This is a genomic window from Pseudoalteromonas sp. MEBiC 03485 (assembly GCF_004195145.1).
Lineage (GTDB): Bacteria > Pseudomonadota > Gammaproteobacteria > Enterobacterales > Alteromonadaceae > Pseudoalteromonas > Pseudoalteromonas apostichopi.
Window position 1 is genome coordinate 3,629,349 of the sequence record NZ_SGBT01000001.1, and the last position, 25,244, is coordinate 3,654,592.

Below are 25,244 nucleotides of genomic sequence, written 5' to 3' on the forward strand. Positions count from 1 at the left end.
GCTATCCAATGAGCTATGCAGTTAAATCCCCACTTACCCTTGGTGTATCACCCAAATTACTCGTTTAGTTTCGATCCTAACCATCGCTTTGTGATGAGTAAGTTTGCTTATTTATATGAGCATGTACAAAGCCTTGGATTAATAAATGACAACCTAACACAGCCGGTGCTTGGCACCCCAGAGCCCCTTGAATTAGTGCACTGTGAAAATTACATCAACGACCTTTGGCATAATAGATTAGATGAAAAGGCGATGCGCCGCATTGGCTTACCTTGGTCAAAAGAGCTGATGGCACGTACTTTTACCGCCCCACTTGGCACCTTACAAGCAGCACGCTTAGCACTTAAACATGGCATCGCTTGTCACTTAGCCGGTGGCACTCACCATGCTCATACTGACTTTGGCTCAGGCTATTGCATGGTAAACGACTTAGCTTTCACCAGCGAAACCCTGATAAAAAGTGGCGAAGTGACCAATATACTTATTTTTGATTTAGATGTTCATCAAGGTGATGGTACCGCAGCAATGCTGGAACATCAGCCCTACGCCTATACCTGCTCTATTCACTGTGAAAAGAATTTTCCGTTTCGAAAATCAGCCAGCGACTTAGACATAGGTTTAGCACCGAATGTCGCTGACAGTGAATACCTAGGCGTTGTTGACGATACGCTGAGTTATTTATTAAACACCCTAAACCCAGATTTAGTACTTTATGATGCAGGTGTTGATGTATGGCAGCAAGATGGTTTAGGTAAACTTGATATAAGCTGGCAAGGGATAGAGCAACGCGACCATTTAGTCTTCAAGCGCTGCCTTGAGCGCAATGTACCTGTCGCAACCGTAATTGGTGGGGGTTATGATAAAGATCATCGCCGTTTAGCGGCTCGTCACGGCATTGTAGTTGAACAAGCGGCTCGCTTTTAATAACGACAAAGAAAAAAGGCCCGGTGGAGAAAAAAACCGGGCCTTTGCTACTGTAACATTGGGATATGTTAGCAACTTTTTTCTAAGTTAAAACAAGTAGCTGTGGAGCTACCGAATGGTAATCTAAAGCCATAGCTATGCTCAAAACCGTGATGTTTACAATTGAAAAAGCAAACACTTGGCGCGCCCAGCCGCTTACATCAATATTGCGACGATAGCCACGAAGCGCCATTAGCAACCACCAAAAACTCGTTGTACAAGCTACAGCCATAAAGGCTAAACCTGTATAACCACTAATGGTTAATAACATCACAACCAACGCATACACGGCGATATATAAAACAATGTGATGCTTTGCCTTCTCGATCCCCTGCGCTACAGGTAACACAGGAATTCTGGCCGCTTGGTAGTCGTTATAACGAAAGATTGCAATTGCATATGAATGAGGCATTTGCCATAGACTAAACATAACCAATAAAATCACAGCACCAGCATCAAACTGCCCAGTCACGGCACAATACCCCACTACAGGCGGTACTGCGCCAGATAAACTTCCTACAAAGGTGCCGTACACAGAACGACGTTTCATATATAAGCTGTACACACCTACGTAGATGACGTAACCAAAAGTAGCAAATAAGAGTGCCACTACGTTGGTATACACAGCTAATAAGCCGAAACCAATAACACCAAGCACGATGCCATGTGCCATAGCTGCCTTTGCTGACATTTCGCCAGTTACTGTGACGCGTTTGCGAGTGCGCGCCATAGCAACATCAATATCACGATCAATTACGTTATTGATCGCGCATCCTGATGCCACTACTAAAGATAACCCTAGTAAGGTTGCGATCATTAACCATGGGTCAATATCACCGCGAGAGGCTAGCAAGAATCCCCCCGCGACAGAGATCAAATTGCCCATGATAATGCCAGGTTTAGTGACATTTAAATAACGTCGAAACACTTCCTCGACTCCTCTAATTTTCAGCACAAACGCAATATTACGAAAGAAACTAGTTAGTAACAGACTGTAAGAACTGGAGACACAACCTCAGACTAACCAGCTCCTTTCGTAAATCTTTTTACCAATTACAAAGTAATTGTTATTAGTACATCATCATGGCGTTCGATTCGTAGATGATCCACACCGACAAACCAACCACCATCACGATGATTAAAGCACTAAAGATAAACGACAATGAACTTGCTTTGCCGTCTTCTGTTTTGAAGTTTAGGTGTAAGAAATATTTCAAATGCACCCAAATTTGCACAATCGCCATGCTCACGATGCACCATGCAGTGGTCGTTTTAGAAAACGAGCCACTCATCACAGCCCAAAATGGAATAGCTGTTAAAACCACTGACAATACAAAACCAATTAAATAGTCTTTAACGCTGCCATGTGATTGATCATTATGTGCATGAACTTCTAAGTTATTAATTACATGTGATTCACTGTGACTCATTACATTGCTCCCATTAAATAAACAACGGTAAATACACAGATCCACACCACATCTAAGAAGTGCCAGAATAAGCTTAAACAACTTAGGCGTGTCACTGTTTGTGGGTTTAAACCACGGCGCACAACTTCAATCATCAGGACAGTCATCCAAATAAGACCTGCTGTAACGTGAAGACCGTGTAAGCCCACTAAAGAGAAGAACGATGTTAAAAAGGCACTTTGCTGAGGGCCATTGCCATGCGCAATTAGGTGATGGAATTCATATACTTCCATACTAATAAACACAGCACCAAAGGCAAAGGTAACCAGCAACCAAGTTAAAGTAGCCGCCTTTTTCTGCCCGTGAGCAGAGATCATCGCAAAACCAAAAGTGATACTACTGAGTAGTAGTGCTGCGGTTTCAACCGCAACAAAATCAAGTTCAAAAATGTCTTTACCGGACACACCGCCAGCAGTATTCATGAACAATACTGCATAGGTTGCAAAGAATGATGCAAACAACAGGCAGTCAGTCATTAGGTAAAGCCAGAAACCAAATACGGTGTTACCACCGGTATCGTGGTGCTCATGGTCATGTGCATCGACATGACCGTGTGCGCTGTTTAAGGTGTCGAGTCCTGCAGAAATGGTACTCATGCATTCACCTCCTTCGTAGCGGCTGTATTGTGAGCCGTTTCTAGTTCAACAATTTCATCTGGTTGCACGTAGTAATCAACATCGCTGGTGTAACAACGTTTGATGAACACCACGATAGCACCCAGTAAACCAAAGGCTGCAAGCCACCAAATGTGCCAGATCATGGCAAAACAGAAGGTTGTTAAAGCTGCGCTCATTAATACACCTGCTGATGTATTTTTTGGCATATGAATTGGGCTATAAGAGGCTTCTTGTTTGTAAGCTAAGCCTTTTTCTTTCATATCTGTCCACGCATCAATGTCATCAACATGTGGGATTTTCGCAAAGTTGTAGTACTGCGGAGGTGAAGCAGATGCCCACTCAAGGGTATGACCATTCCACGGATCGCCCGTTGTATCATCAAGTTGCTCGCGATTTTTGAAGCTCACTACAAGTTGCACAACTTGGAACAAGATACCAAACATAATGATTACCGCACCGCCAGCTGCAATGTATAACCAAATGTTCCAATCAGGGTTGTTAGTGTGATTTAAGCGACGTGTCATACCTAAGAAACCAAGTACATATAACGGCATGAATGCAACGAAGAAACCTATTAACCAACACCAGAAAGATCTTCTGCCCCAGCTCTCGTCAAGTTTGAAGCCCATTGCTTTAGGGAACCAAAACGCAAAACCAGCTAAATAACCAAATACCGCACCACCAATAATGGTGTTATGGAAGTGAGCAATTAAGAATAAGCTGTTATGTAATACGTAGTCAGCACCAGGAATAGCAAGTAACACACCGGTCATACCACCGATAGTGAAAGTCACCATGAAACCTAAAGTCCAAAGGACAGGCACAGTAATACGTAAACGACCACGGTACATAGTGAATAACCAGTTAAACAACTTAACCCCGGTCGGTACCGCAATAACCATGGTCATAACACCAAAGAAGGCATTAACGTTAGCGCTTGAGCCCATTGTAAAGAAATGATGAAGCCAAACGATAAAACCTAAAATTGAAATCGCACCGCTTGCATAAACCATCGACTTATAACCAAACAGGCGTTTACCAGCAAAAGTTGAGATAACTTCTGAGAAAATACCAAACGCAGGTAAGATCAGAATGTAAACTTCAGGGTGACCCCATGCCCAAAATAAGTTGATGTACATCATCGCGTTACCACCTAATTCATTGGTGAAAAAGTGGAAATCGAGATAACGGTCAAGCGTTAGCATTGCCAGTACCGCAGTTAAAATTGGGAACGATGCGGCAATTAAGATATTCGCCCACGTACATGCCCAAGTAAAAATAGGCATTTTCATTAATGTCATGCCTGGTGCACGCATTTTAAATACAGTCGCTAAGAAGTTTACCGATGTTAATAAGGTACCCAAGCCGGATATCTGCAAGGCCCATATATAATAGTCGACCCCGACACCTGGACTAAATGACAGCTCAGACAGCGGTGGATATGCAACCCAACCTGTTTTAGCAAACTCACCAAAGAATAGTGAGATATTAATCAGGATTGCACCGCCAGCAGTTAACCAAAAGCTAAGGTTATTTAAGAATGGGAATGCAACATCACGGGCACCAATTTGCAAAGGTAAAATGATGTTCATTAAACCAATCATAAACGGCATCGCCATAAAGATGATCATGATCACCCCGTGCGCCGTAAAGATTTGGTCATAGTGCTCTGGTGGTAAGTAACCACTTGCACCGCCGGTAGCCATTGCTAATTGCAGTCGCATCATAATGGCATCCGCGAAACCACGGAAAAGCATGATAAGCGCAAGAATGATGTACATAACACCTAAACGCTTATGGTCAATTGAGGTGATCCAGTCGTGCCAAATCACGCCCCACTTTTTATATTTTGTTACTAAGCCTGCCACTAACAGACCTAAGACAGCAACAACCGTCATGGTAACCATGATAATTGGTTCATGAAACGGGATTGCGTCTAATGTTAATTTACCTAACAACGACATGATTATTCCTCGTCCTCGCTGTGCTTCTTATGAGCTGAGTGCTCTGGCATAGCGTGTTGCATTGCACCGTGAGAGCCATGCGCTTGCATATATTTCATTACGATTGAATGGAACATATCTTTATCTACGCTGGCATAGTATTTAACTGGGTCGTATTCACTTGGTTTTGCTAGTTCAACATAGCTTTGCTTAGTCAGTGCAGAACCGGTATTTTTTACTTTGTTTACCCATTCATCGAAATCAGCTTCAGTAGCTGTTGCAATGGCATCGAACTTCATACCGGTGAAACCTGCACCACTGTAGTTAGCAGAGAAGCCTTTAAAAGTACCCGGTTCATCAGCTATTAAGTGAAGCTTTGTTTCCATACCTGCCATTGAATAAATTTGGCTACCAAGCTGTGGAATGAAAAACGAATTCATGGTGCTTTCTGAGGTGATCTTGTACTGCACAGGCACATTGGCAGGAAAAACAAGCTCATTCACTGTGGCGATGCCTTGCTCTGGATAAATGAATAACCATTTCCAGTTCAAAGAAACAACTTCAACAGTAAGGTGCTCACCTTTACCTTCAAGTGGTTTATATGGGTCAAGTTGTTGCGTTGACTGCCATGTGATCACACCTAAAATCGCAACGATAATGATAGGAATGGTCCAAACTACAGCTTCAATCTTGTTTGAGTGCGCCCATTTTGGAGCGTAAATTTCTTGATCTCGTCCATCACGGTATTTCCATGCAAAATAAATTGTCATGGCAATAACTGGGATTACAACAATCAGCATTAATACCGTAGCTACGATAATTAAATACTTCTCGTCGACACCAATTTGACCTTTTGGATCGAGTACCCCGCCTTTACAGCCAGACAAAGCCAGCACTAAAGACGCTAGAGCAATATTACAAAGGTTTCGAATTGACAAAGGAATATCCTACAACCTAAAAGTTAACACTTGTCGAAATAAGTACACGACGCTTTTCTGCAACAGATGCTACAGATATCCCTCGGCTGAATAACGAGCACGACAAATCGACACGCTAAAAAGTAAGGGAATTTAGGTTGGCTGACTGAAATTTGGGCGTAAAAAACCCACTAGGTGCTTTAGTAAAGACAACTTAGAAAACGACTAAAATGGCTGAACTTAAGCAACAAAGCTTATTTACAGACAACCACTTACACGAGGAGGAGCACGACAGCCATGAGCACTGTGTACTACTAAAGACTTTATCGTTTCACGCGCAGCGAAGGCCGCTTTACGTAAAATGACACCTGCACGACGCGCAGGAAAGAAATGGAAGACCAACCAGCATAAACCAATAAGTAATTGGCAAGACACCACAGGGTAAGCTAAAAAACTCAACACATTAAGTAGTGGGATTTCGTATAAAGCACCTTCACTTAATAAGCTTCTTAGCCCTTGAGCATCTTCTAATGTACCGTTGATTAGCATGGCTGAATTAATCAGCAACAAGGCTAAAACTGACATTAGTTCTTTACCAGCAAAAAATGCACGCGCAGCCAGTTGCAACCTAGCTAAGCTAGACTGTTTGGCACCTTGTGACTGATTAATTGCTCGCAAAACCCACGCCTTTTTATTGCTTTTACTGCATTTTAGGTAAGTGGCTTACCCTATTTTCAAATGCGGTAATATGATCTTCATCAATAAAGTTTCAGTAATTACTGAAATTTCGGTGTGGAGTATAACAAAGTCAACAGGCGGTACAAGTAGAATTTGGTGGCACAAAGTTAATTATTGTTTAACCACACGCTATCAATGTGTAAAAAACAGATTTAATTAAAGCTAAGTATTTAAAATTAATAATTTATTTTATATAGCTAAAAGCAATGAAGAAAATGAAAATAGCATATTAATAACGTTTTAAAGCATAAATACCGTTTTAAAGCATACTAAGTCAGTACTAACTGAAGATTAAATACTGAGCAAGGATTAGCCAAACCCATTAAAATATAATATTCTAACAAAACCAAAAATAAAGAATAAAAGAGATAGTTATGCGTCAATATGCACTCGCTGCTGCCATTTTAGCATTAAGTAACAGCGCACTCGCAAATACGATTGAAGACACCGTAGTGAATGGCTTAAATAAACCCGCGATTTATTACACCGATATTGAGCCACACTTAAAAAAAGTAGCAAAGCATCCTAGCGTCAAACTAGAACAAATTGGTACCTCATTTCAAGGACAGGCACTCAATTCTCTTAAAATTGGCACAGGCCCAATCAAAGTGATGATGTGGAGCCAAATGCACGGCGACGAAAACACTGCAACTGCCGCACTTATGGACTTTTTAAGCTTCATAACAGCTGATGAAAACGCACAATGGCTAAAAAGCTGGCGACAGAAAATATCCCTTCTCATAATCCCTATGGTGAACCCTGACGGCGCGGCCGTACAAACCCGTTATAATGCTCAAGGAATTGATTTAAATCGCGATGCTAAAGCTCTTCGCACAAAAGAAGGGCAAATACTAATGGCTGCCGCAAATCAGTTTAAACCTGACTTTGGCTTTAATTTACATGATCAGAACGCATATTACGGAGCAGGAAAAAAAGGTAAACAAGCCACCATTTCAGTGCTAGCGCCAGCCTATAACGAAGCGAGAGAAGTAAATAAAAGTCGCGGCGAGGCTATGCAGTTTATAGCCCACTTAGCTAAAACGGTTGAAACAATAATCCCAGGCCACTTAGGAAAGTACAACGACAGTTACTCATACCGTAGCTTTGGGGATACTTTTTCGGAAAAGGGTATTAGAACAATATTAATTGAATCAGGAGCGTACCCTAATGATCCAAACCGACAAATAGCACGCAAGGTTAACCGTGTTTTATACAAAAAGACGATTGATTCGTTAACTTCGGGGGAGTGGAAAGACGCGAGGATATCGCAATATCACGCTATTCCATTTAACGCTAAAGACAATTGGGTCGACTTACTAATAGACGACATAACCGTAAATAGTGAGCTAGGTGATTACCAGATAGATATTGCAATTAACAATAAAGGACAGTCACCTGTAATTAAAGAGCTAGGTGATATAAGTAGTATCCGCCAAGGTTATACGAGTTTAGATGCAAGCAGCCTAAGCTTTAAGGCAGGTAACAGCTTTGTTTTAAATAAATCGTTAACGCTTACAGAAAGTAGCTATAAAAATATTTTAAAACAAGGCTATAGCTGTTTTTCGGGTGATATGAACAAATTAAAAAACACCTCAAAATGGCCAGTTTACGCGTGCAAAAGTATATTTACATCAATACCATCTCTTCACGCCCCTGCTGCTTTTTTCTTACAAGCCGACGGCATAAATAAGTATGCTATTTTGGGGACTGAGTTAATTAATCTAGAAAGTTAATAACAAAAGACAGTCACCCATAATTAAAAACACGCTTTGAAAGACAGGCACTCTTAAAAGTGCCTACTAAATCTTCAAATACTTTAGATTTTTTAACCTAAAATACTCGTTTTGTAGGCAACCTACCCTATTAGCTTAATCCACTAGTAAAAACCAAGATAAAAGATTTAGCTTTCTGAGAATTGAAAGTACAAGTTAGCCGCAATGTTTTGCAAAAAATAAAAGTTGAGAGAAATTTAAGATTAGCTAGCAAGTAATAACTTACAACTTGTTATATTACTTCGCCGCTTTCGAGCAGTTTTACTACAGTAGTTTTCAATAGCTTGTATTCGTCCTACAGCACCGTGAAATAAATGTTCAAACTGTGTTGTTAATGTTAGCCAATTTGCTGGCTCGAGATTAAGCCTCTCAAGGATAGGAGGTAAATGATGATCTATATATCCGCGTTTATCCGTGCTAATACAGCGGCCTGTTTGCTCTACAAGTAACAGGTATGACTTTAACTCAAAAGGTATTCCCTTTGATTTATTCTTGTTCATACCACCAACAAAACGAGCTAGTAGCTTAGGTTGTTTTGAATTCTTCGCCCCCTGATGCCGCTTTTTGAAACTTGTATAGTCAGATTGCTCTGGGGTCCTCGCAACCTCTGCACGAACAGGGTTTAAATCAACATAGGCCATGCACGCTAAAAGAGCAGATTCATCAAGTAGTGCTTGGCTCTTGAAGCGCCCTTCCCAAAAATGCCCGGTACATTCGTCTTCTTTATTTGCACGCCTGGCAATATACTCATTAATCATTCGCATGAACCAACTAATACTAGAAAGGCGAGTCCTATACTCTGCAACCTCTTTATTTAAAAAGGCCTGTTGAACGTCACTCAATTGCTCACCACGGAGGAAGTTTTGACCTAAAGGCGTCATTTTACTGAGCTTATTCCAGCGTAGAAGAACGGCCTTATCGGTTAACCTATTTGCTTTTTTATCATCTACATAAAGCACAATATGAGTATGATTACTCATCACTGCATAAGCACACACATCAATACAAAATACCTTCGCAAGAACAAGCAGACGATCTTCAACCCACCCTCGGCGGTGTTCATATGATTTACCTGTAAGAGTGTCTTCTCCGCAAAGGTAGGCGCGTCTAACGCATCGGGATACACAGTGATAGTATTTAGTATTCGACAAACAGATTTGCCGCTTCCTTGCTAAAGCCATCGTCCACTCCTTGAACTGATAATTTAAAATGCATGGGCTGTAACTAAAGTTTAGACAAGATATATTCTGCCGCAAGATTGTGATAAGAAATTACAGTGACTGTCTACATAAAGGTAGGTATTAAAAAAGCGCCTTTGGGCGCTTTTTTCTGATTAGAGAATTTGATTCTCTTTCCAGGCTTGTTCTTTTGCCATGCGCTTTTTACGCTTGTCACATGGGTCGTCACAGTCGCAGGCTTTGTCTATACCAACAGCGCCTAAGCCACCGCAACTACTGGCCATTGATTTCTTTTGCACAATCATGCCGACAGCCATCGCTGCCACAATTAAAATAAGTAGACCAAATGTAAGAAGAAAAAGTGACATTGCTTTGCCCCTATCGTCAGCAATTAAATCGAGCCTAATTTATTAGGCTACGTGTATTATATACCCAAACCACCTCAAGGTGCGAGTTTCAGTTGGAATTAAAAGCGATTTAGGCAAGGCATTGATTGCAAGCAATAGTGGTTCTATTGTTAAAATCAATAACGCAGTATAAATCGCTTTTAAACCAACCCTTTGGGCGCTTCACAGGCGCTTACTCTCATCGTTGTTACTTCTTAAAAGGGACTGCCATTGTTGCAAAGTAACGCCTTGATATTAAGCACCTGTGAAACGCTGAATTCTGCATCTTGAGGTGGCTTGGGTATGCACTGCTTCTTGCCCTGCTACAAATAAGGTTTGAAAGCAGGGCTTGAATAAGTTACTAAGCCATTGTCTGACTTACCAATTAAATAAACTGGAAGATCATGCTGCTCAGCGTATTGCTGCGCACGTTCCATGCCCATCACAGTAAGCGCTGTCGCTAAGCCATCAGCAGTCATCGCTGATGGGTGCAAAACTGTAACAGATACCAAATCATGGCGACTAGGCATACCTGTTTCTGGGTCAATTAGATGACTATACGTAACACCATCCATTTCGTAAAAAATGCGGTAATCACCTGATGTTGCAATACCATTGGTACCAGGCTCAATCACTTTATGCACTTTACGAACGCCAGGCTCAGCATCAGGCTGCTCAATAGCGATTTTCCAAGTGATGTTGTCTGGCTTAATACCCGATACACGCAACTCGCCACCAATTTCTACCATATAATTTTTCAAGCCATGACTTTCTATCACTTGTGCGACTCTATCGATACCATAGCCTTTTGCGGTTGCAGAAAACGAGAGTTCTAAACCATCAATTGTTTTCATTAAACCCGCATCAGTAAGTTTAAGCTTATCAACTCCTATCTTTGCAACCATTGCAGCCAAAGCTTCATCGCTTGGGCGTTTAGTCGGCTTTTTATCTGGGCCAAAGCCCCATAAATCAATAAGTGGTCCCATAGTGACATCTAAGGTTTTCGTTGATTCACCAAGGCGGATTGATTCAGCTACTACGTTTCTGAAATCAGCGCTAATTGGCATCACCTGCCCCGCAGGTAAATTGTTAAACTGATTAATTTCTGAATCTGGAATGTATGTCGACATTGACTGATTTACGTCTTTAAGCACTTGCTTAATCTCAAGATGTAAATCAACACCTGCAACCTTTGAAGACTCTGCAAACACCTTAATGTGATAAGTGGTGCCCATTGTCTTACCTTCAAAATAAAGCTCTTCTGCCTTATCTGCTTGGCTGCAGCCAGCCATGAGTAAAGTCATAGTTAATAGAAAAAAGGCCATCAAGCCTTGGCGATAAAACACTCTATTCATAGCATTCACCTTTTAGATACCACAGGGTTAGGTATAGAAATAAAAAAGCCTCGTAACACTATGTGCTACGAGGCCTGTATTCTAACCAAAACTTATTGTTTTGTGTATGGTGTTAGCCACCGAAGTCATCTAATAAGATGTTTTCGTCTTCTACACCAAGATCTTTAAGCATGTTGATAACAGCCGCGTTCATCATTGGAGGACCACACATGTAGAACTCACAATCTTCCGGCGCTTCATGATCTTTCAAGTAGTTTTCATAAAGTACGTTATGGATGAAGCCTGTATAACCTTCCCAGTTATCTTCTGGTTGTGGATCAGACAGTGCTGTGTGCCATACAAAGTTATCGTTTTCTGCAGCTAAGCCGTCGAAATCTTCTACGTAGAACATTTCACGCTTAGAACGCGCACCATACCAGAAGCTCATCTTACGCTTAGATTGTAAACGCTTAAGTTGGTCAAAGATATGTGAACGCATTGGTGCCATACCTGCACCACCACCTACGAATACCATTTCTGCATCAGTGTCTTTCGCGAAGAACTCACCGAATGGGCCAGAAATAGTCACTTTATCACCTTCTTTTAGTGACCAAATGTACGAAGACATTTTACCACATGGAAGGCTTAGGTCTCTTGGCGGCGGCGTAGCGATACGCACGTTAAGCATGATGATGCCTTCTTCTTCTGGGTAGTTAGCCATTGAGTATGCACGAATTGTTTCGTCGTCTACTTTAGACTCCAGATCGAAGAAACCGAAGTGGTTCCAGTCGCCACGATACTCTTCTGGAATATCGAAGTCAGCGTATTTAACGTGGTGTGCTGGCGCTTCAATTTGAATATAACCACCGGCACGGAACGGTACTGACTCGCCATCAGGAATTTGTAACTTAAGCTCCTTGATGAAAGTTGCTTTGTTATCGTTAGAGATAACTGTACAGTCCCACTTTTTAACACCGAAAATTGACTCTTCAAGCTCAATTTCCATGTCGTTCTTAACATTTACCTGACACGCTAAACGGCAGCCTTCACGAGCTTCACCTTTAGAGATGTGATCAAGTTCTGTTGGTAGGATATCGCCGCCACCTTCTTTGATGTGAACACGACACTGACCACAAGAGCCACCGCCACCACATGCAGATGAAACGAAGATACCTGAATCAGCTAGCGCACCTAATAGCTTGCTACCTGCAGATGTTTTAATAGCTTTTTCTGGGTCGCCATTAATTCCGATGATGATATCGCCGCTTGCTACTAATTTAGATTTAGCACCAATGATAACTAAAACTAAAATAACAACGATAGCGATGAAAACACCAACGCCTAAGAAAATCTCATTCATGATTTATCCTCGCTACCTATTAAAGTGAAATACCAGAGAATGACATAAAGCCAAGACCCATCAGACCAACAGTGATGAAAGTAATACCTAAACCACGTAAGCCATCAGGAACGTCTGAGTACTTCATTTTTTCACGGATACCAGCAAGTAAAGTAATTGCTAGTGCCCAGCCCACACCTGAACCGATACCATAAACAACAGACTCGCCGAAGTTATAGTTACGCTCAACCATGAAAGATACCGCACCGAAGATCGCACAGTTAACTGTGATCAATGGTAGGAAGATACCTAACGCGTTATAAAGTGCAGGGAAGAACTTATCTAATGCCATTTCAAGAATTTGTACAAGTGCTGCAATAACACCGATGAAAGTCAAGAAACGTAAGAAGCTAAGGTCTGCCTCTGGGTAGCCAAGCCACTCTAATGCACCTGGTGCAAGAACAGCATGATAAACCAAGTTATTTACAGGTACTGAGATACCTAGTACCACGATAACTGCCACACCTAGGCCGATTGATGTTGTTACTTTCTTCGATACTGCAAGGAAAGTACACATACCTAGGAAGAAGGCTAAAGCTAAGTTTTCAATGAAAACCGCTTTTACAAATAAACTAATATAATGTTCCACTGCTCGCCCCTTACGCTTTTGCTTCTACTTGGTCTTTCTTAAAGGTACGAAGTACCCAGATGAATAAACCAATAATGAAGAATGCACTCGGTGGTAAAATCAATAGACCCATTGGTTGATACCAGCCACCATTTTGTACAAGTGGAATAATATCAACACCGAATAGTGAACCTTTACCGAATAACTCACGGATGAAACCAACAGTTAATAGTACTACTGAGTAGCCTAAACCGTTACCGATACCGTCTAGGAAAGACATTAACGGTGGTGACTTCATTGCGTATGCTTCAGCACGACCCATTACGATACAGTTTGTAATGATTAGACCTACGAATACTGAAAGCTCTTTAGCTGTTGCATAAGAGAACGCTTGCAGTACTTGGTCAACAACGATTACAAGTGATGCGATGATCGTCATTTGCACGATGATACGTACAGATGATGGGATGTGATTACGAATTGACGAAATAAACAAGCTAGAAAACGCTGTTACTAGTGTCAATGCGATTGACATGATTAGTGCATTTTTTAAGCTTGATGTTACCGCTAGCGCAGAACAAATACCTAGTACTTGTAATGCGATCGGGTTATTTGCGAATACCGGGCCAAATAGGACCGACTTCATTTCTTTAGTATCAGCCATTATTTCAACGCTCCTTCACGTACTTTCGCAAGGAATGGACCAAAGCCATGCTCGCCAGTCCAGAAGTCAACTGTGTGATCAACACCGTTTGAAGTTAATGTTGCACCAGAAAGACCATCGATTTGATGTTCATTCTTTGCACCGCTCTTCATGATATTTATTGGTAACTCTTTACCTTGCCATTTAGCAGTCCATTGTGGATTTTGGATTTCACCACCTAGACCTGGCGTTTCGTTGTGCTTGAAGAAGTTGATGTTTTTAACTGTTTCACCATCGCTTTCAAGCGCTAAGAAGCCGTACATTACACCCCAAAGGCCATAACCTTGGATTGGTAGAATGATTGCATCTGTAGAACCATCAGGTTTCTTCGAAATATAAACAGGTGAATTTTTTGTCATACGCTGAATACCAGCGATGTCTTTAATTCCTTCTGCTTTCAACGCAAAGCTACGAGCTTGGTCGAATTTTGTTTTCTCGAAGTCAAATGAGTTAGGATCAGCACCTTCAACAAACTCACCTGTGTTCATGTCTACAACACGAGCTTCAATTTTTGAGTTAAAGGTATCTGACACAGTACCTGATACTTCAATGCCTGCAGCCGCTAAGATATTACGTTGAATATCTTGTGTTTTGTTAGCTTGCTGTAAAGGACGAAGCTGAACTGAAGCAAACGATACGATGATTGCACACACTAAACATAGTGCAACAACAACGGTTAGCGTTTTGCCGATTGATTCGTTATTACTAGACATTACGTGCCAACCTCCGCTTGATATTAGCTTGCACTACAAAGTGATCGAATAATGGTGCAAATAAGTTAGCAAATAAGATTGCTAGCATCATACCTTCTGGGAATGCCGGGTTAACAACACGGATCATTACAACCATAAAGCCGATTAACGCACCGTAAGCGAACTTACCTTTGTCTGTGAATGATGCAGATACTGGGTCTGTTGCCATGAAGAACATACCAAATGCAAAACCACCAAGAACTAAGTGCCAGTGCCAAGGCATAGCAAATACTGCGTTAGTTTCAGAACCAACTGTATTTAGTAAGAATGCCGTTGCAACCATACCTAGGAATACACCTAGAACGATACGCCAAGAAGCGATACGCACATAAATTAGGAATAAACCACCGATTAATAGTGCTAGTGTTGACGTTTCACCTACAGAACCTTGAATGAAACCGTAGAACGCATTCCACCATAGTTCCATGTTGCTGTAATCAAGTGAACCAACCACTGCTTGACCTAGCATAGTCGCACCAGAGAATGAATCTACGGCTGTCCATACTGTGTCACCTGAAATTTGCGCTGGGTATGCGAAGAATAAGAACGCACGACCGGCAAGAGCAGGGTTAAGGAAGTTACGACCTGTACCACCAAAGATTTCTTTAGCGATTACAACACCAAACGTAATACCTAGTGCAACTTGCCATAAAGGAATCGTTGCAGGCAGGATTAGTGCGAACAGTACAGATGTTACGAAGAAACCTTCATTTACTTCGTGCTTACGCACTGAAGCAAATAGTACTTCCCAGAAACCACCTACAGCAAACGTTACTGCGTAGATAGGTAGGAAGAAGCAGGCACCGTAAAACATTTTCGCGCCCCAACCAGAGTCAGCAGTTAATTCACCACCGAATAATTGGAACAGACCAACTTGCCATGTGTTTGCTAGTTCAAAACCTTGCGCTAAAGCACCTGCAGCCTGATGGCCGATGTTGAACATACCAAAAAACATTGCAGGGAACGTCGCCATCCACACTAAAATCATCATACGTTTTAGGTCGATGTTATCACGAACGTGTGTTTTGCCTTTATTTACGTAACCTGGCGTGTAGAAAATAGTCGCAGCTGCTTCGTAAAGCGCATACCATTTTTCGTGTTTACCACCCGGTTCAAAATGCGGCTCAATATCTTCTAGAAATTTCTTTAAACCCATCTCTCTAGCCTTCCTTCTCGATCGTAGTCAAGCAATCGCGTAGGATTGAACCGTACTCGTATTTACCTGGACAAACGAAGGTACATAATGCTAAATCTTCTTCATCAAGCTCTAGCGCACCTAACGAAATTGCACCATCAAGATCACGTGCGATTAGATCACGTAATAATAGTGTAGGTAGGATGTCTAAAGGCATAACACGCTCATAGCTACCAATTGGAACCATGGCACGCTTCGAACCACCTGTTGAAGTCGTCATGTTAAATAGACGGCTAGGAGCAAGGTGAGATAAGAAGGTACGTGTTACTGAGAACTTGTTAGCACCTGGTGCAATCCAACCGAACAGCTCTTTTTCGCGACCTTCAAGTAATACAGATACTTGAACATGGTAACGACCTAAGAACGCGTGTGGACCTTGAGAAATAGCGCCAGATAATACAGAACCAGAAATTACACGGTTATCACCGTCTTCTAATTCGCCAGCAACTAAATCATCTAAAGATGCACCTAACTGAGTTTTCACTAAGCGTGGGTTTTTAACACGAGGACCTGCAAGAGAAACTACACGGTCTGTGAAAATTTCACCTGTTAGGAATAAATTACCAAACGCAATTACGTCTTGGTAACCTAAGTGCCAAACCTGCTTGCTTGCAGAAACTGGGTCTAAGTTATGAATGTGTGTACCAACAAGACCAGCCGGATGCTTGCCACCAAACTCATGTACTTCTACTTGAGGGATTGATGAACTAGGCACTTGGCTACCAGCTTGTTTACAAACAAATACTTTACCGTCAGTTAAACGAGATACCACAGCTAAACCAGCTTCAAATGCTTGAGTATTCTCAGCAATGATTACTGCAGGATCTGCAGCTAGCGGGTTAGTGTCGATAGCCGTAACAAAGATAGAGCTAGGATTTGCATCCAAAGCAGCTACTCTGCTAAATGGGCGAGCACGAAGTGCTGTCCATTGACCTGACTGAACTAGTACTTCTTTAACTTTTTCACGGTCTAAGCTCGAAAGCTCGTCGGCCTTGAAAGAGTCAAAGGTGATTTGCTCACTGCCATTAACTTCAATAACAACAGATTGCAGCACACGTTTAGCACCACGATTAATTTCTTTTACTACCCCAGAAGCTGGTGCAGTAAATAAGACGCCTGGGTTCTTTTTGTCTTCAAAAAGTACCTGGCCTTTTTTGACTTGGTCATCCACGCGAACATGCATGGTTGGACGCATACCAATATATTCTTCACCTAGCACAGCTACACGTTTGACGGCAGAACCATCATGAATAACTTGCTGAGGTGCGCCCTCTATCGGTAAATCCAGACCTTTTTTTATGTTGATCATACGCACTTGCATTACATTAACGGAAAGAAACTGAAAAATCGTACCAACCACGTCGCCATTTGATATGCTCAAGTTAAACTCTAAATATCAAAGAATAGCCTGTTTAACACCCCAAACAAGCAACGCAGTAAACTCCTCACATATATTGCCCGAATTTTAACATCAATCAGGGTGACTATGCGAGAGCAAATATGAAATTTATACGACAGATACGGTTATTTAGACTACAAAAACCATTTGAATAAAATTCAATATAGACCAAAGTGCTATTGATGGTGTTTTATTTTCACCCAGAAACAAAAAAGTCGCTTAAAAAAGCGACTTTTCAAAATCAGTTTGTTTAGCAATTAATCGATTAGTTGTGAAATCGCAACATCAGGATTCACATCTTGCTCGTAATCTACACTGTCGATACCAAAACCGAATAAACGTAAAAACTCATTGTGGTAACCCACGTAATCCGTTAATTCGTCGATTGTATCTGTATCTACTGTATCCCAAACATGTTGTACACGAGCTTGAACATCATCTTCTAACTCTTTGTAGTTTTGGAATAAATGACCACCTTCGTCAAAACGTGGCGTTTCACCGTAAAGGTTCTCAGTAAATAGCGAATGAATTTGCTCAATGGTACCTTCGTATGTGCCGTCTGCTTTCATTACTTTGAATAAAGCAGAGATATATAAAGGCATAATTGGAATTGCTGAGCTTGCTTGTGTCACAACCGCATTTAATGAAGAAACATACGCTTCGCCATTTAAGTCTTTTGTAGACTCTTTGATTGCTTGTGTTGCACGGTCAAGATCTTCTTTCGCTTTACCAATTGTCGCATGACCGTAAATTGGCCATGTTAACTCTTTACCGATATAAGTGTAAGCTGTTGTTTTAAAATTATCAGCAAGAACATCTGCTTCTTTAAGCGCGTCAATCCACATTTCCCAATCTTCACCGCCCATTACTTTAATTGTATTGTCGATGTCTTCTTGGCTTGCCGCTTCAACGGTTACTTCATCAATCACGCGCTTTGAAGTATTTAAGTTCTTCGTTGTGATATCAGAGCCGATTGGCTTAAGTGTTGATGAGTAAGTTTCACCTGTATTTGGATCAGTACGACGAGGTGACGCAAGGCTGTAGATAACTAAATCAATTTTACCTAAATCAGCTTTGATTGTATCAATTGCTTTTTGCTTAATTTCGTTAGAAAACGCATCACCATTGATATTCTTAGACCATAAACCGGCTTCTTCAGCAGCTGCTTGGAATGCCGCAGTGTTGTACCAACCTGCAGAACCTGTTTTGCGTTCGCTACCTTCTTTTTCAAAGAAAATACCTAGCGTTTTAGCACCGCCACCAAATGCAGCTGTGATACGTGATGCTAGGCCGTAACCTGTAGACGCACCAATCACTAATACATTTTTAGGTGCATTGCTTAGTGGTCCTTGCGCTTTCACATAATTAATTTGTTCTTGTACGTGCTCAGCACACCCTACTGGATGCGCGTTAGTGCAGATAAATCCACGAATTTTCGGCTTAATGACCATTGATCATCCTATATCTATCACAATAAAAATTAGCGCTAGTTTAAAGGCTAATAGTTAAAATACAGGTCTGATCAGTAAAAACTTTTCAGACCCACTTAAATCTTTCGAGCTTAAAATACCCAAGTAACAAGCTAGTTACAGTGACTGTCCATCTAATTTTAGGTGACTGTCCTGCTAATTTAATCGAACTTTGAGCCACCTAAGCATTTCGGTGACTCAGGTGCCTGTCCATGTTGTTCACTGAACTCTTCTGGAGTAAAAGTGTGAATTGCTAATGCATGAATATGGTTTGCTAATTCATCTTTTAATAGCTCATTTATTTGACGATGACGGGCAAGCAAACGTTTACCAGCAAACTCTTCACTCACAACAACCACTTTAAAGTGCGATTCGGTTCCACGGCTATGCATATGACTTTCGTTGACAACATTTAGGTGTTTACATTCGATACCTGCCGCGAGCTTTTCCTCAATTTGTTGTTGCATTGACATGTGTCATGGACCTTTAATAGCAAAATAATTGTTAGCTACTATATCAAGGGCATGACTCATTTTGCCAATGATTTTATACGATTGAACGAAAGGTAAGGTTAATTCGAGGGTGTTTAAGTTTTTGCTGCTTTGGTAAACTATGTTGGTAATCTCGCTGGCTAAATCCATTCATAATTAAACAACTACCACTTTGCAGCACAACACTATGTTGTCCATTATTATATCTATGCTTTATTTTAAATACCCGTTCAGCGCCAAGTGATACAGAAGCGATTGTTGGTTGCTCACCAAGTTCTTTCTCATCATCACTATGCCAGCCCATACAATCTTGCCCATCACGGTATAAATTTACCAATAATGCATTAAATGGAATATGCATTGCTTTAGATAAACGCGCACGCATAGCATCAAGCACCTCTGGCCACGGTTCAACAATTAGCTGTGACCCTGAATAGCCATAGTTAACATTCGGATCAGCAATAAAGCATTGCAAACGCGGGATCACATGGCTTTTTCCATATACCTTTATCGTTGGTTGCTGCCAATTTAGGTGCTGCTGTAGATAGTAAAATAACTCGAGGCTTTTTTGTGCACTTAATGCATTAGCTTGATAATAAAACCCCTCAGGCAAATGATTAGGGTTGGCGTTTGGCTGTTGCATGTTAGAATTTACCTATACATTAATACTTTCGTAAAATCATGATGACCACCCAAGCACAGCTCGGTGATAACACCTATACCCTAGAACGCTTTCCGTTAGATCAAAAAAATCGCAGTCTTCAAGCGTGGGACTCAGGCGATGAGTACCTTGTCAATTATGTACAAGAGCACTATCCACATGCAAATTCAATCCTAATACTCAATGACAGCTTTGGCGCGTTAGCCTGTGCTTTAAATACATTAACAGTTCATTCAGTTAACGACTCGTATATTGCCCACCAAGCTACTCGTTATAATTTACAAGCCAATGAGCTATCAACAGAATCTTTAACACAATTGGACTCATTAGCAGCGTTACCTAATCAGGTTGATTTAGTGATTTTAAAAGTGCCACGCAATTTAGGCTATCTTCAGCATCAACTTGCTGCAATTAGTGCTGCTTTGCCTAGTGACATCGATGTTATTGCTGCTGGTAAAACGAAAGATATCCATAATTCAACCATCAAAGCCTTTAGCCAGTATATTGGTGAAACATCGACGAGTTTAGCGGTAAAAAAATCTCGTTTAGTCATCAGTAAAACCAGTGGTCTTAATAAAGTAGCTCCCTACCCTGTTAACTGGCCTCTAGAAGGTAGTGAATTTGAAATACAAAACCATGCAAATGTTTTTTCACGAGATTCATTAGATATTGGCGCGCGTTTTTTCTTTAACTATTTACCGCAAACAAGCAAAACACGCAGTATCATTGATTTAGGCTGTGGTAACGGTGTTGTTGGCTTGATGACCTTTAATCGTTGCCCTAACGCCCATATAACGTTCGTAGATGAGTCGTATATGGCCGTTGAATCAGCTAAATTAAACGTCACTCACAATTTACCAGAGCAATTAGCGCAGTGTGAATTTGTCCAAAACGACTGTTTAACCGATTTTAAGCCGAATAGTACTGACATTGTATTATGTAACCCACCATTCCACCAAGCACAAGCCGTCACGGATCACATTGCTTGGCAAATGTTTAAACAGGCAAAACAAACATTAAAACAAGGCGGTGAATTAAGAATAATTGGTAATCGTCACCTTGACTACCATGAAAAATTAAAACGCATGTTCGGCAATTGTAAGTTACTTGGGTCAAACAAGAAGTTTGTAGTACTGAGTGCTACAAAAAATAATTAATGGAGCTTACTTCATGAAAAAATTACTTCCTTTATGTTTGTTAGCCGCACTTACTGCGTGTAGCAACCAGCCTAATCAATTAATTTTTAACCCAGTATATCAAGGCGGGAAAATTTCAAATATTAGTGCCAATGTTAGTACTAGCGTGATTGACTTACGTGGCGACAACGTAACCCTAAAAATAATTGAATCTGACAAGATTAAAACTCTTGCAAGCCCAGGAATTACTGATTCTGTAAAAAGCACCTTAGACAGTGCTTTAAGCCGAAATGGTGCAAACATTTCAAACTTATCAACAACGCGTTTTGAATTAGATATTCACAAGCTACAAGCGGTTGTTACAGAAAAAATGATGTCCCATAGCAGCAATGCAACAATAGAATTTGGGGTACGAGTGGTCAAAAATGCGAGCACTTTCAATAAAATTTACCAAGGTAATGCGACTCTTGAAGGGCCGCTCAGACATGATCGCGCAAAAATAGAAGGTCAGCTTAATAAGTTGACTGAACAAATAATTACCCGCATTGTATCTGACCCAGAATTAATCGCCTACTTAGAAGGTTAACTATGAAGCGTATTTTTTTACTTAGTTTTGTATTGTTGTTTGCTCACAGTTCATTCGCAGCGACTGAGGGTAAATTTATTCAAAAAGACAACATGTTTCCACGCGTTGAAATTGTCACTACGCTTGGCAGTATTGTGGTCGAAATGGATCGCTCAAGAGCGCCAATTACAGTAAATAATTTTTTAACTTACGTTGCAGATGGCAGTTATCAGGGGAGTGTATTTCACCGTGTTGAGCGTGATGAAGACAACGAACGTGATTTTGTTATTCAAGGCGGTGGTTACGATAAAGATTACGATGGTCTGCACGAAAACGACCCTATTTTTAATGAAAGCGGCAACGGTTTAAAAAATGATATGTATAGTATCGCTATGGCATACCAAGACCGAAAACCACACTCTGGCACGCGTCAGTTTTTCTTCAACATGGACGATAACGATCACCTTAACCCAGGCCGTGATTGGGGTTTTGCTGTATTTGGTATGGTAATGGATGGCTATGACACATTAGATAAAATCATGCGTGTCGAAACTGCATTCAACGAAAAAATTGGTTACAGCTTTGTACCAAAAACACCGGTTGTTATCTTAAACGTAAAAGTGCTAGACGCTAATCAATAATAAATAGGGGCGCAAGCCCCTTAAAACTGGCAACACTATGACAAAAACCCTTTCTATTTCAGAGTATTTCTCGTACTTCAAAGATAAACGTTTAATAAATATTTTTATTTTTGGTATTAGTAGCGGCTTTCCTTGGGTATTGATTGGCTCTGTCATGTCGGCTTGGTTAAAAGATGAAGGCCTGAGCCGTAGCATGATTGGTTTATTCGGCATCGTGTTTGGTGCGTATAGCATTAACTTTTTATGGTCACCGCTCGTTGACCGTATAAAGTTACCTTTTTTATATAATTGGCTAGGCCAGCGACGCAGCTGGATTTTACTCTGTCAGTCGGTCATTTTTATTGGTACCTTTTCGCTTGCAGGGCTCGATATCAAAACCAACCTCTGGTTCGCAGCCGCATTGTGTTTTGTTATTGCGATTGCCTCAGCGACTCAAGATATTGCTATTGATGCGTTTCGTATCGATACTTTGGCCGAAAATGAGAGCCATAAAACCACCGCAGCTGCAGCAATGGCCACTTCAGGATGGTGGAGCGGCTATGCCTTATTAGGCGCCCTGCCATTTTATATGGCTGACATTCCTTCGATTGATTGGCCGCAAGTCTATTTTTTCTTGTCTGGAGTTATGTTGCTATTGATGAGCAGCGTATTGTGGGCAAAAGAGCCAGAATCAAATCGCGAAGCAGTTCAAGCTGAGCTTGAACAAACATATCAACAAAAGCTTGCTGGCAGTACACAAACTCGCTTTGCTAAAATCGTTGCCTGGCTTGCTGTAACCGTTTTTGATCCGTTTAGAACCTTCTTCGCCCGTAATGGCGTAAAAACAGCATTGGCATTATTGGCCTTTATCTTCTTATTTAAAATCGGTGAAGCCTTTTTGGGTCGAATGTCTATCGTGTTTTATAAAGAAGTGGGCTTTTCAAATAGCGATATTGCAACCTTCTCTAAAGTTGGCACTGCTATTCTCACCATCGCCTTTACCTTTTTAGGTAGCTTATTCAATCAACGCTATGGCATTGTTAAAGGCTTATTTATTAGTGGTATTGCGATGGCAGCCTCAAATCTTGCCTTTGCTTGGATTGCAATTGCTGGTCCTAAACTAAGCCTATACGCGTTTGCTATTATCGTTGATGGTTTTACCCAAGCTTGGTCTCTGGTTGCCATGGTGGCATTCATATCTATGCTTTGCGACAGAGCTTTTAGTGCCACTCACTATGCGTTACTTGCTTCATTAGGTAATTTAGGAAGAACCTTGCTTTCAAGCTATAGCGGCGTGGTTATTGACGACTGGTTAGCGGGTAATTGGGCGATGTTCTTTGTACTAACAGCACTAATGGTGATCCCATCACTCGTATTTTTATTCTTAATTCGCCATAAGCTTTATGCGTTAGAAAACAACTATCATCAAAGTAATTAACATATTTTATACGAATGTGATTAATTTGAAAAAGTGCAAGGGAGGGGATTAAACAGTGCTTCCTTGCACTATTTATATTACTTTAAAAGCGGCGTTTCGCTTTTAGTAATGAATAATTAAGCGTCTTTTAGCAAGTTAAGACCTTCATATGGGTCAACTTCTAGAGCATCACAATAACGCATGAATTCAATAACATCTAAACGACGTTCTTGGTTTTCAATTTTACCAATGAAAGAATGTGGTGTACCTAAAACCTGAGCAAGGCTACGCATTGTGTGACCTTTTTCGTGACGTTTAGTTTTAAGCCATTTCGTTAATTTCGAGTTTTCTTCAGAAGAAACAGTTTTACCCATCATAAAATACATCTCCTACTAGATGATTCAAGTTAATAATTTAAGAGCGAAATTTGCCCGTCTCACTCTTGGATACATTATATACTAATAACTTTCACTTTGAGTAATTAATGATACAAATGTCTACCTTTTAGGTATGAACCGTTTTTGTACACAAGTCAAAGTGTAGCTAAAATAAAAGCAAGTGCTCTATAGTTAACTGGTTAACTGTACCAAAAAATTGATCAATTGGAAGCGTAACAAGATGAAAGTATCGCTTTAAATTCTGCATATTTATGCTTAAAGTGTATGTAAATACTGAAAAAGGCTAGGAAATGTTTCGTATATTATTTTTGTTGCCAATTGTACTGTGTGCGGTCTGGTACCTGTTTTTAAAACAAAATGGCGTACCAATTAAGCAAGGCAAGAAAGGATTTGTATATATTTTAATCGCATCTGCGTTAGTTTTAGGCTTCTTTTTACTGATGATTAAAGTGACCCAACACTAGGGTCACTCATTTTTAATTAAACAGTAACGAATTTACCGATAACTAATGACGATCTCTGAGCATCAACAAAATGGCGAAAGTACTCTGTGACAAATGTTAACTCACTGGCAACAACCGTTGCCAATGCACTCACCATCGGCAGTAATCACAAAAAGGTAGTTAACAGTACCGGATGCAAACGCTGGGCACCGGTTCGCTAAATCGCCTCTTTTGTTGCTAGACCTAGGTTGTGTTAAACATTATGAGTATTAATCAATACTATATTGTTATTTATCACGATACCAAAAGGTTGCTTTAATACAATTAAATTAAGAACAAACCACAGTTGAAAATAGCATGGCACTTAAAATCAAAAACGCCTGATAAAAGCTGTTAAATTGCCTTCACAATATGATACCCATCACGAACAGCGCAGACACAAATGCATGCTCAATAAAGGCTTCTTACACATCTCGCTCTTTCGTTTCACCACACACTTTACTTGTCACACGAGGAATGAGCCCTTGCTGCTCTAACTATGTCTGTAAGCGTGGCTACGCAAAAAATCCTGCTAATAATACGTAATATTTAGCTGAGACGGGGTTTTATGAGAAGTTAAAGCAATAAAAAAGCCACATCAAGTGGCTTTCATAAATACCTAATTAAACGCTGAAGCTGGCTCCGCAACCACAGGTAGTTGTTGCATTCGGG

Annotated in this window: 25 protein-coding genes; 6 read left to right on the forward strand and 19 right to left on the reverse strand. The window is 40.8% G+C overall.

All coding sequences use genetic code 11. The features are described 5' to 3' along the window. The first annotated feature begins 15 nt into the window (after positions 1–15). Positions 16–924 (forward strand): histone deacetylase, encoded by a 909-nt coding sequence (locus EVU92_RS16715; protein WP_130052175.1) that lies wholly within the window; start codon positions 16–18, stop codon positions 922–924. Positions 925–1,006: 82 nt separating this feature from the next. Here the strand turns inward: EVU92_RS16715 and cyoE are convergent, their stop codons facing one another. The 6 genes from cyoE to EVU92_RS16745 form a co-directional block, all read right to left on the reverse strand. Further along, positions 1,007–1,891: a heme o synthase gene (cyoE, locus tag EVU92_RS16720; protein ID WP_054554292.1), complete on the reverse strand. Its 885-nt coding sequence runs from the start codon at positions 1,889–1,891 to the stop codon at positions 1,007–1,009. A gap of 142 nt (positions 1,892–2,033) precedes the next feature. Continuing rightward, positions 2,034–2,393, reverse strand: a complete 360-nt coding sequence (cyoD, locus tag EVU92_RS16725) for a cytochrome o ubiquinol oxidase subunit IV (RefSeq protein ID WP_130052176.1) — start codon at positions 2,391–2,393, stop codon at positions 2,034–2,036. Continuing rightward, positions 2,393–3,028: a cytochrome o ubiquinol oxidase subunit III gene (gene cyoC / locus EVU92_RS16730; protein WP_130052177.1), complete on the reverse strand. Its 636-nt coding sequence runs from the start codon at positions 3,026–3,028 to the stop codon at positions 2,393–2,395. Before cyoC ends, cyoD begins: the two co-directional genes overlap by 1 nt. Then, positions 3,025–5,013 carry a cytochrome o ubiquinol oxidase subunit I gene (gene cyoB / locus EVU92_RS16735; protein WP_054554289.1) on the reverse strand — a complete coding sequence of 663 codons (1,989 nt, stop codon included), beginning with the start codon at positions 5,011–5,013 and terminating at the stop codon, positions 3,025–3,027. The genes cyoC and cyoB overlap by 4 nt, the downstream gene beginning before the upstream one ends. Positions 5,014–5,015: 2 nt before the next feature. Then, a complete protein-coding gene (gene cyoA, locus EVU92_RS16740) occupies positions 5,016–5,930 on the reverse strand; it encodes a ubiquinol oxidase subunit II (protein ID WP_130052178.1) in 915 nt (304 codons plus the stop codon). Between the two features lie 237 nt (positions 5,931–6,167). Further along, on the reverse strand, positions 6,168–6,587 hold the full coding sequence (locus EVU92_RS16745) for a hypothetical protein (protein ID WP_130052179.1): 420 nt from the start codon (positions 6,585–6,587) through the stop codon (positions 6,168–6,170). Positions 6,588–7,021: 434 nt separating this feature from the next. On the opposite strand from EVU92_RS16745, the gene EVU92_RS16750 reads away from it, so the two are divergent. Beyond that, the gene (locus EVU92_RS16750; protein WP_130052180.1) at positions 7,022–8,380 is read left to right on the forward strand and encodes a M14 family zinc carboxypeptidase; all 1,359 of its coding nucleotides are present in this window, start codon (positions 7,022–7,024) and stop codon (positions 8,378–8,380) included. Positions 8,381–8,622: 242 nt separating this feature from the next. On the opposite strand, the gene EVU92_RS16755 is transcribed toward EVU92_RS16750, so the two are convergent. From EVU92_RS16755 to EVU92_RS16810, 12 genes are all read right to left on the reverse strand, one after another. Beyond that, a complete protein-coding gene (locus EVU92_RS16755; RefSeq protein ID WP_130052181.1) occupies positions 8,623–9,600 on the reverse strand; it encodes a transposase in 978 nt (325 codons plus the stop codon). A 152-nt stretch (positions 9,601–9,752) separates the two neighbouring features. Continuing rightward, entirely contained in the window at positions 9,753–9,965 is a 213-nt protein-coding gene (gene nqrM, locus EVU92_RS16760) for a (Na+)-NQR maturation NqrM (RefSeq protein ID WP_036966498.1), read from the reverse strand. A 341-nt stretch (positions 9,966–10,306) separates the two neighbouring features. Continuing rightward, positions 10,307–11,338 (reverse strand): FAD:protein FMN transferase, encoded by a 1,032-nt coding sequence (locus tag EVU92_RS16765; protein WP_130052182.1) that lies wholly within the window; start codon positions 11,336–11,338, stop codon positions 10,307–10,309. A gap of 112 nt (positions 11,339–11,450) precedes the next feature. After that, entirely contained in the window at positions 11,451–12,677 is a 1,227-nt protein-coding gene (gene nqrF / locus EVU92_RS16770; protein ID WP_130052183.1) for an NADH:ubiquinone reductase (Na(+)-transporting) subunit F, read from the reverse strand. Between the two features lie 19 nt (positions 12,678–12,696). After that, positions 12,697–13,305, reverse strand: a complete 609-nt coding sequence (gene nqrE / locus EVU92_RS16775) for an NADH:ubiquinone reductase (Na(+)-transporting) subunit E (protein WP_016708692.1) — start codon at positions 13,303–13,305, stop codon at positions 12,697–12,699. A gap of 10 nt (positions 13,306–13,315) precedes the next feature. Next, entirely contained in the window at positions 13,316–13,948 is a 633-nt protein-coding gene (locus tag EVU92_RS16780) for an NADH:ubiquinone reductase (Na(+)-transporting) subunit D (protein WP_054554281.1), read from the reverse strand. Beyond that, positions 13,948–14,700 carry a Na(+)-translocating NADH-quinone reductase subunit C gene (locus tag EVU92_RS16785; RefSeq protein ID WP_054562304.1) on the reverse strand — a complete coding sequence of 251 codons (753 nt, stop codon included), beginning with the start codon at positions 14,698–14,700 and terminating at the stop codon, positions 13,948–13,950. The genes EVU92_RS16780 and EVU92_RS16785 overlap by 1 nt, the downstream gene beginning before the upstream one ends. Beyond that, the gene (locus EVU92_RS16790) at positions 14,693–15,895 is read right to left on the reverse strand and encodes an NADH:ubiquinone reductase (Na(+)-transporting) subunit B (protein WP_130052184.1); all 1,203 of its coding nucleotides are present in this window, start codon (positions 15,893–15,895) and stop codon (positions 14,693–14,695) included. Before EVU92_RS16790 ends, EVU92_RS16785 begins: the two co-directional genes overlap by 8 nt. Before the next feature lie 4 nt (positions 15,896–15,899). Then, on the reverse strand, positions 15,900–17,243 hold the full coding sequence (locus EVU92_RS16795) for a Na(+)-translocating NADH-quinone reductase subunit A (RefSeq protein ID WP_130052185.1): 1,344 nt from the start codon (positions 17,241–17,243) through the stop codon (positions 15,900–15,902). 347 nt (positions 17,244–17,590) lie between these two features. Next, entirely contained in the window at positions 17,591–18,784 is a 1,194-nt protein-coding gene (gene fabV, locus EVU92_RS16800) for an enoyl-ACP reductase FabV (protein WP_130052186.1), read from the reverse strand. Positions 18,785–18,963: 179 nt separating this feature from the next. Further along, positions 18,964–19,275, reverse strand: a complete 312-nt coding sequence (locus tag EVU92_RS16805) for a BolA/IbaG family iron-sulfur metabolism protein (RefSeq protein ID WP_130052187.1) — start codon at positions 19,273–19,275, stop codon at positions 18,964–18,966. 73 nt (positions 19,276–19,348) lie between these two features. Continuing rightward, the gene (locus EVU92_RS16810; protein WP_130052188.1) at positions 19,349–19,936 is read right to left on the reverse strand and encodes an alpha-ketoglutarate-dependent dioxygenase AlkB; all 588 of its coding nucleotides are present in this window, start codon (positions 19,934–19,936) and stop codon (positions 19,349–19,351) included. Positions 19,937–19,977: 41 nt separating this feature from the next. Here EVU92_RS16810 and EVU92_RS16815 point away from each other — a divergent pair, with 41 nt between their 5' ends. The 4 genes from EVU92_RS16815 to EVU92_RS16830 are packed head-to-tail and all read left to right on the forward strand — an operon-like array spanning position 19,978 to position 23,713. Further along, complete coding sequence (locus EVU92_RS16815) at positions 19,978–21,111, forward strand: methyltransferase (protein ID WP_130052325.1); 1,134 nt, start codon at positions 19,978–19,980, stop codon at positions 21,109–21,111. A 13-nt stretch (positions 21,112–21,124) separates the two neighbouring features. Beyond that, positions 21,125–21,676 (forward strand): YajG family lipoprotein, encoded by a 552-nt coding sequence (locus EVU92_RS16820; protein ID WP_130052189.1) that lies wholly within the window; start codon positions 21,125–21,127, stop codon positions 21,674–21,676. A 2-nt stretch (positions 21,677–21,678) separates the two neighbouring features. Then, positions 21,679–22,296, forward strand: a complete 618-nt coding sequence (locus tag EVU92_RS16825) for a peptidylprolyl isomerase (RefSeq protein ID WP_130052190.1) — start codon at positions 21,679–21,681, stop codon at positions 22,294–22,296. A 37-nt stretch (positions 22,297–22,333) separates the two neighbouring features. Beyond that, positions 22,334–23,713, forward strand: a complete 1,380-nt coding sequence (locus tag EVU92_RS16830) for an MFS transporter (protein WP_130052191.1) — start codon at positions 22,334–22,336, stop codon at positions 23,711–23,713. A 116-nt stretch (positions 23,714–23,829) separates the two neighbouring features. On the opposite strand, the gene EVU92_RS16835 is transcribed toward EVU92_RS16830, so the two are convergent. Continuing rightward, positions 23,830–24,069, reverse strand: a complete 240-nt coding sequence (locus tag EVU92_RS16835; RefSeq protein ID WP_054562310.1) for a helix-turn-helix transcriptional regulator — start codon at positions 24,067–24,069, stop codon at positions 23,830–23,832. Between the last annotated feature and the right edge of the window lie 1,175 nt (positions 24,070–25,244).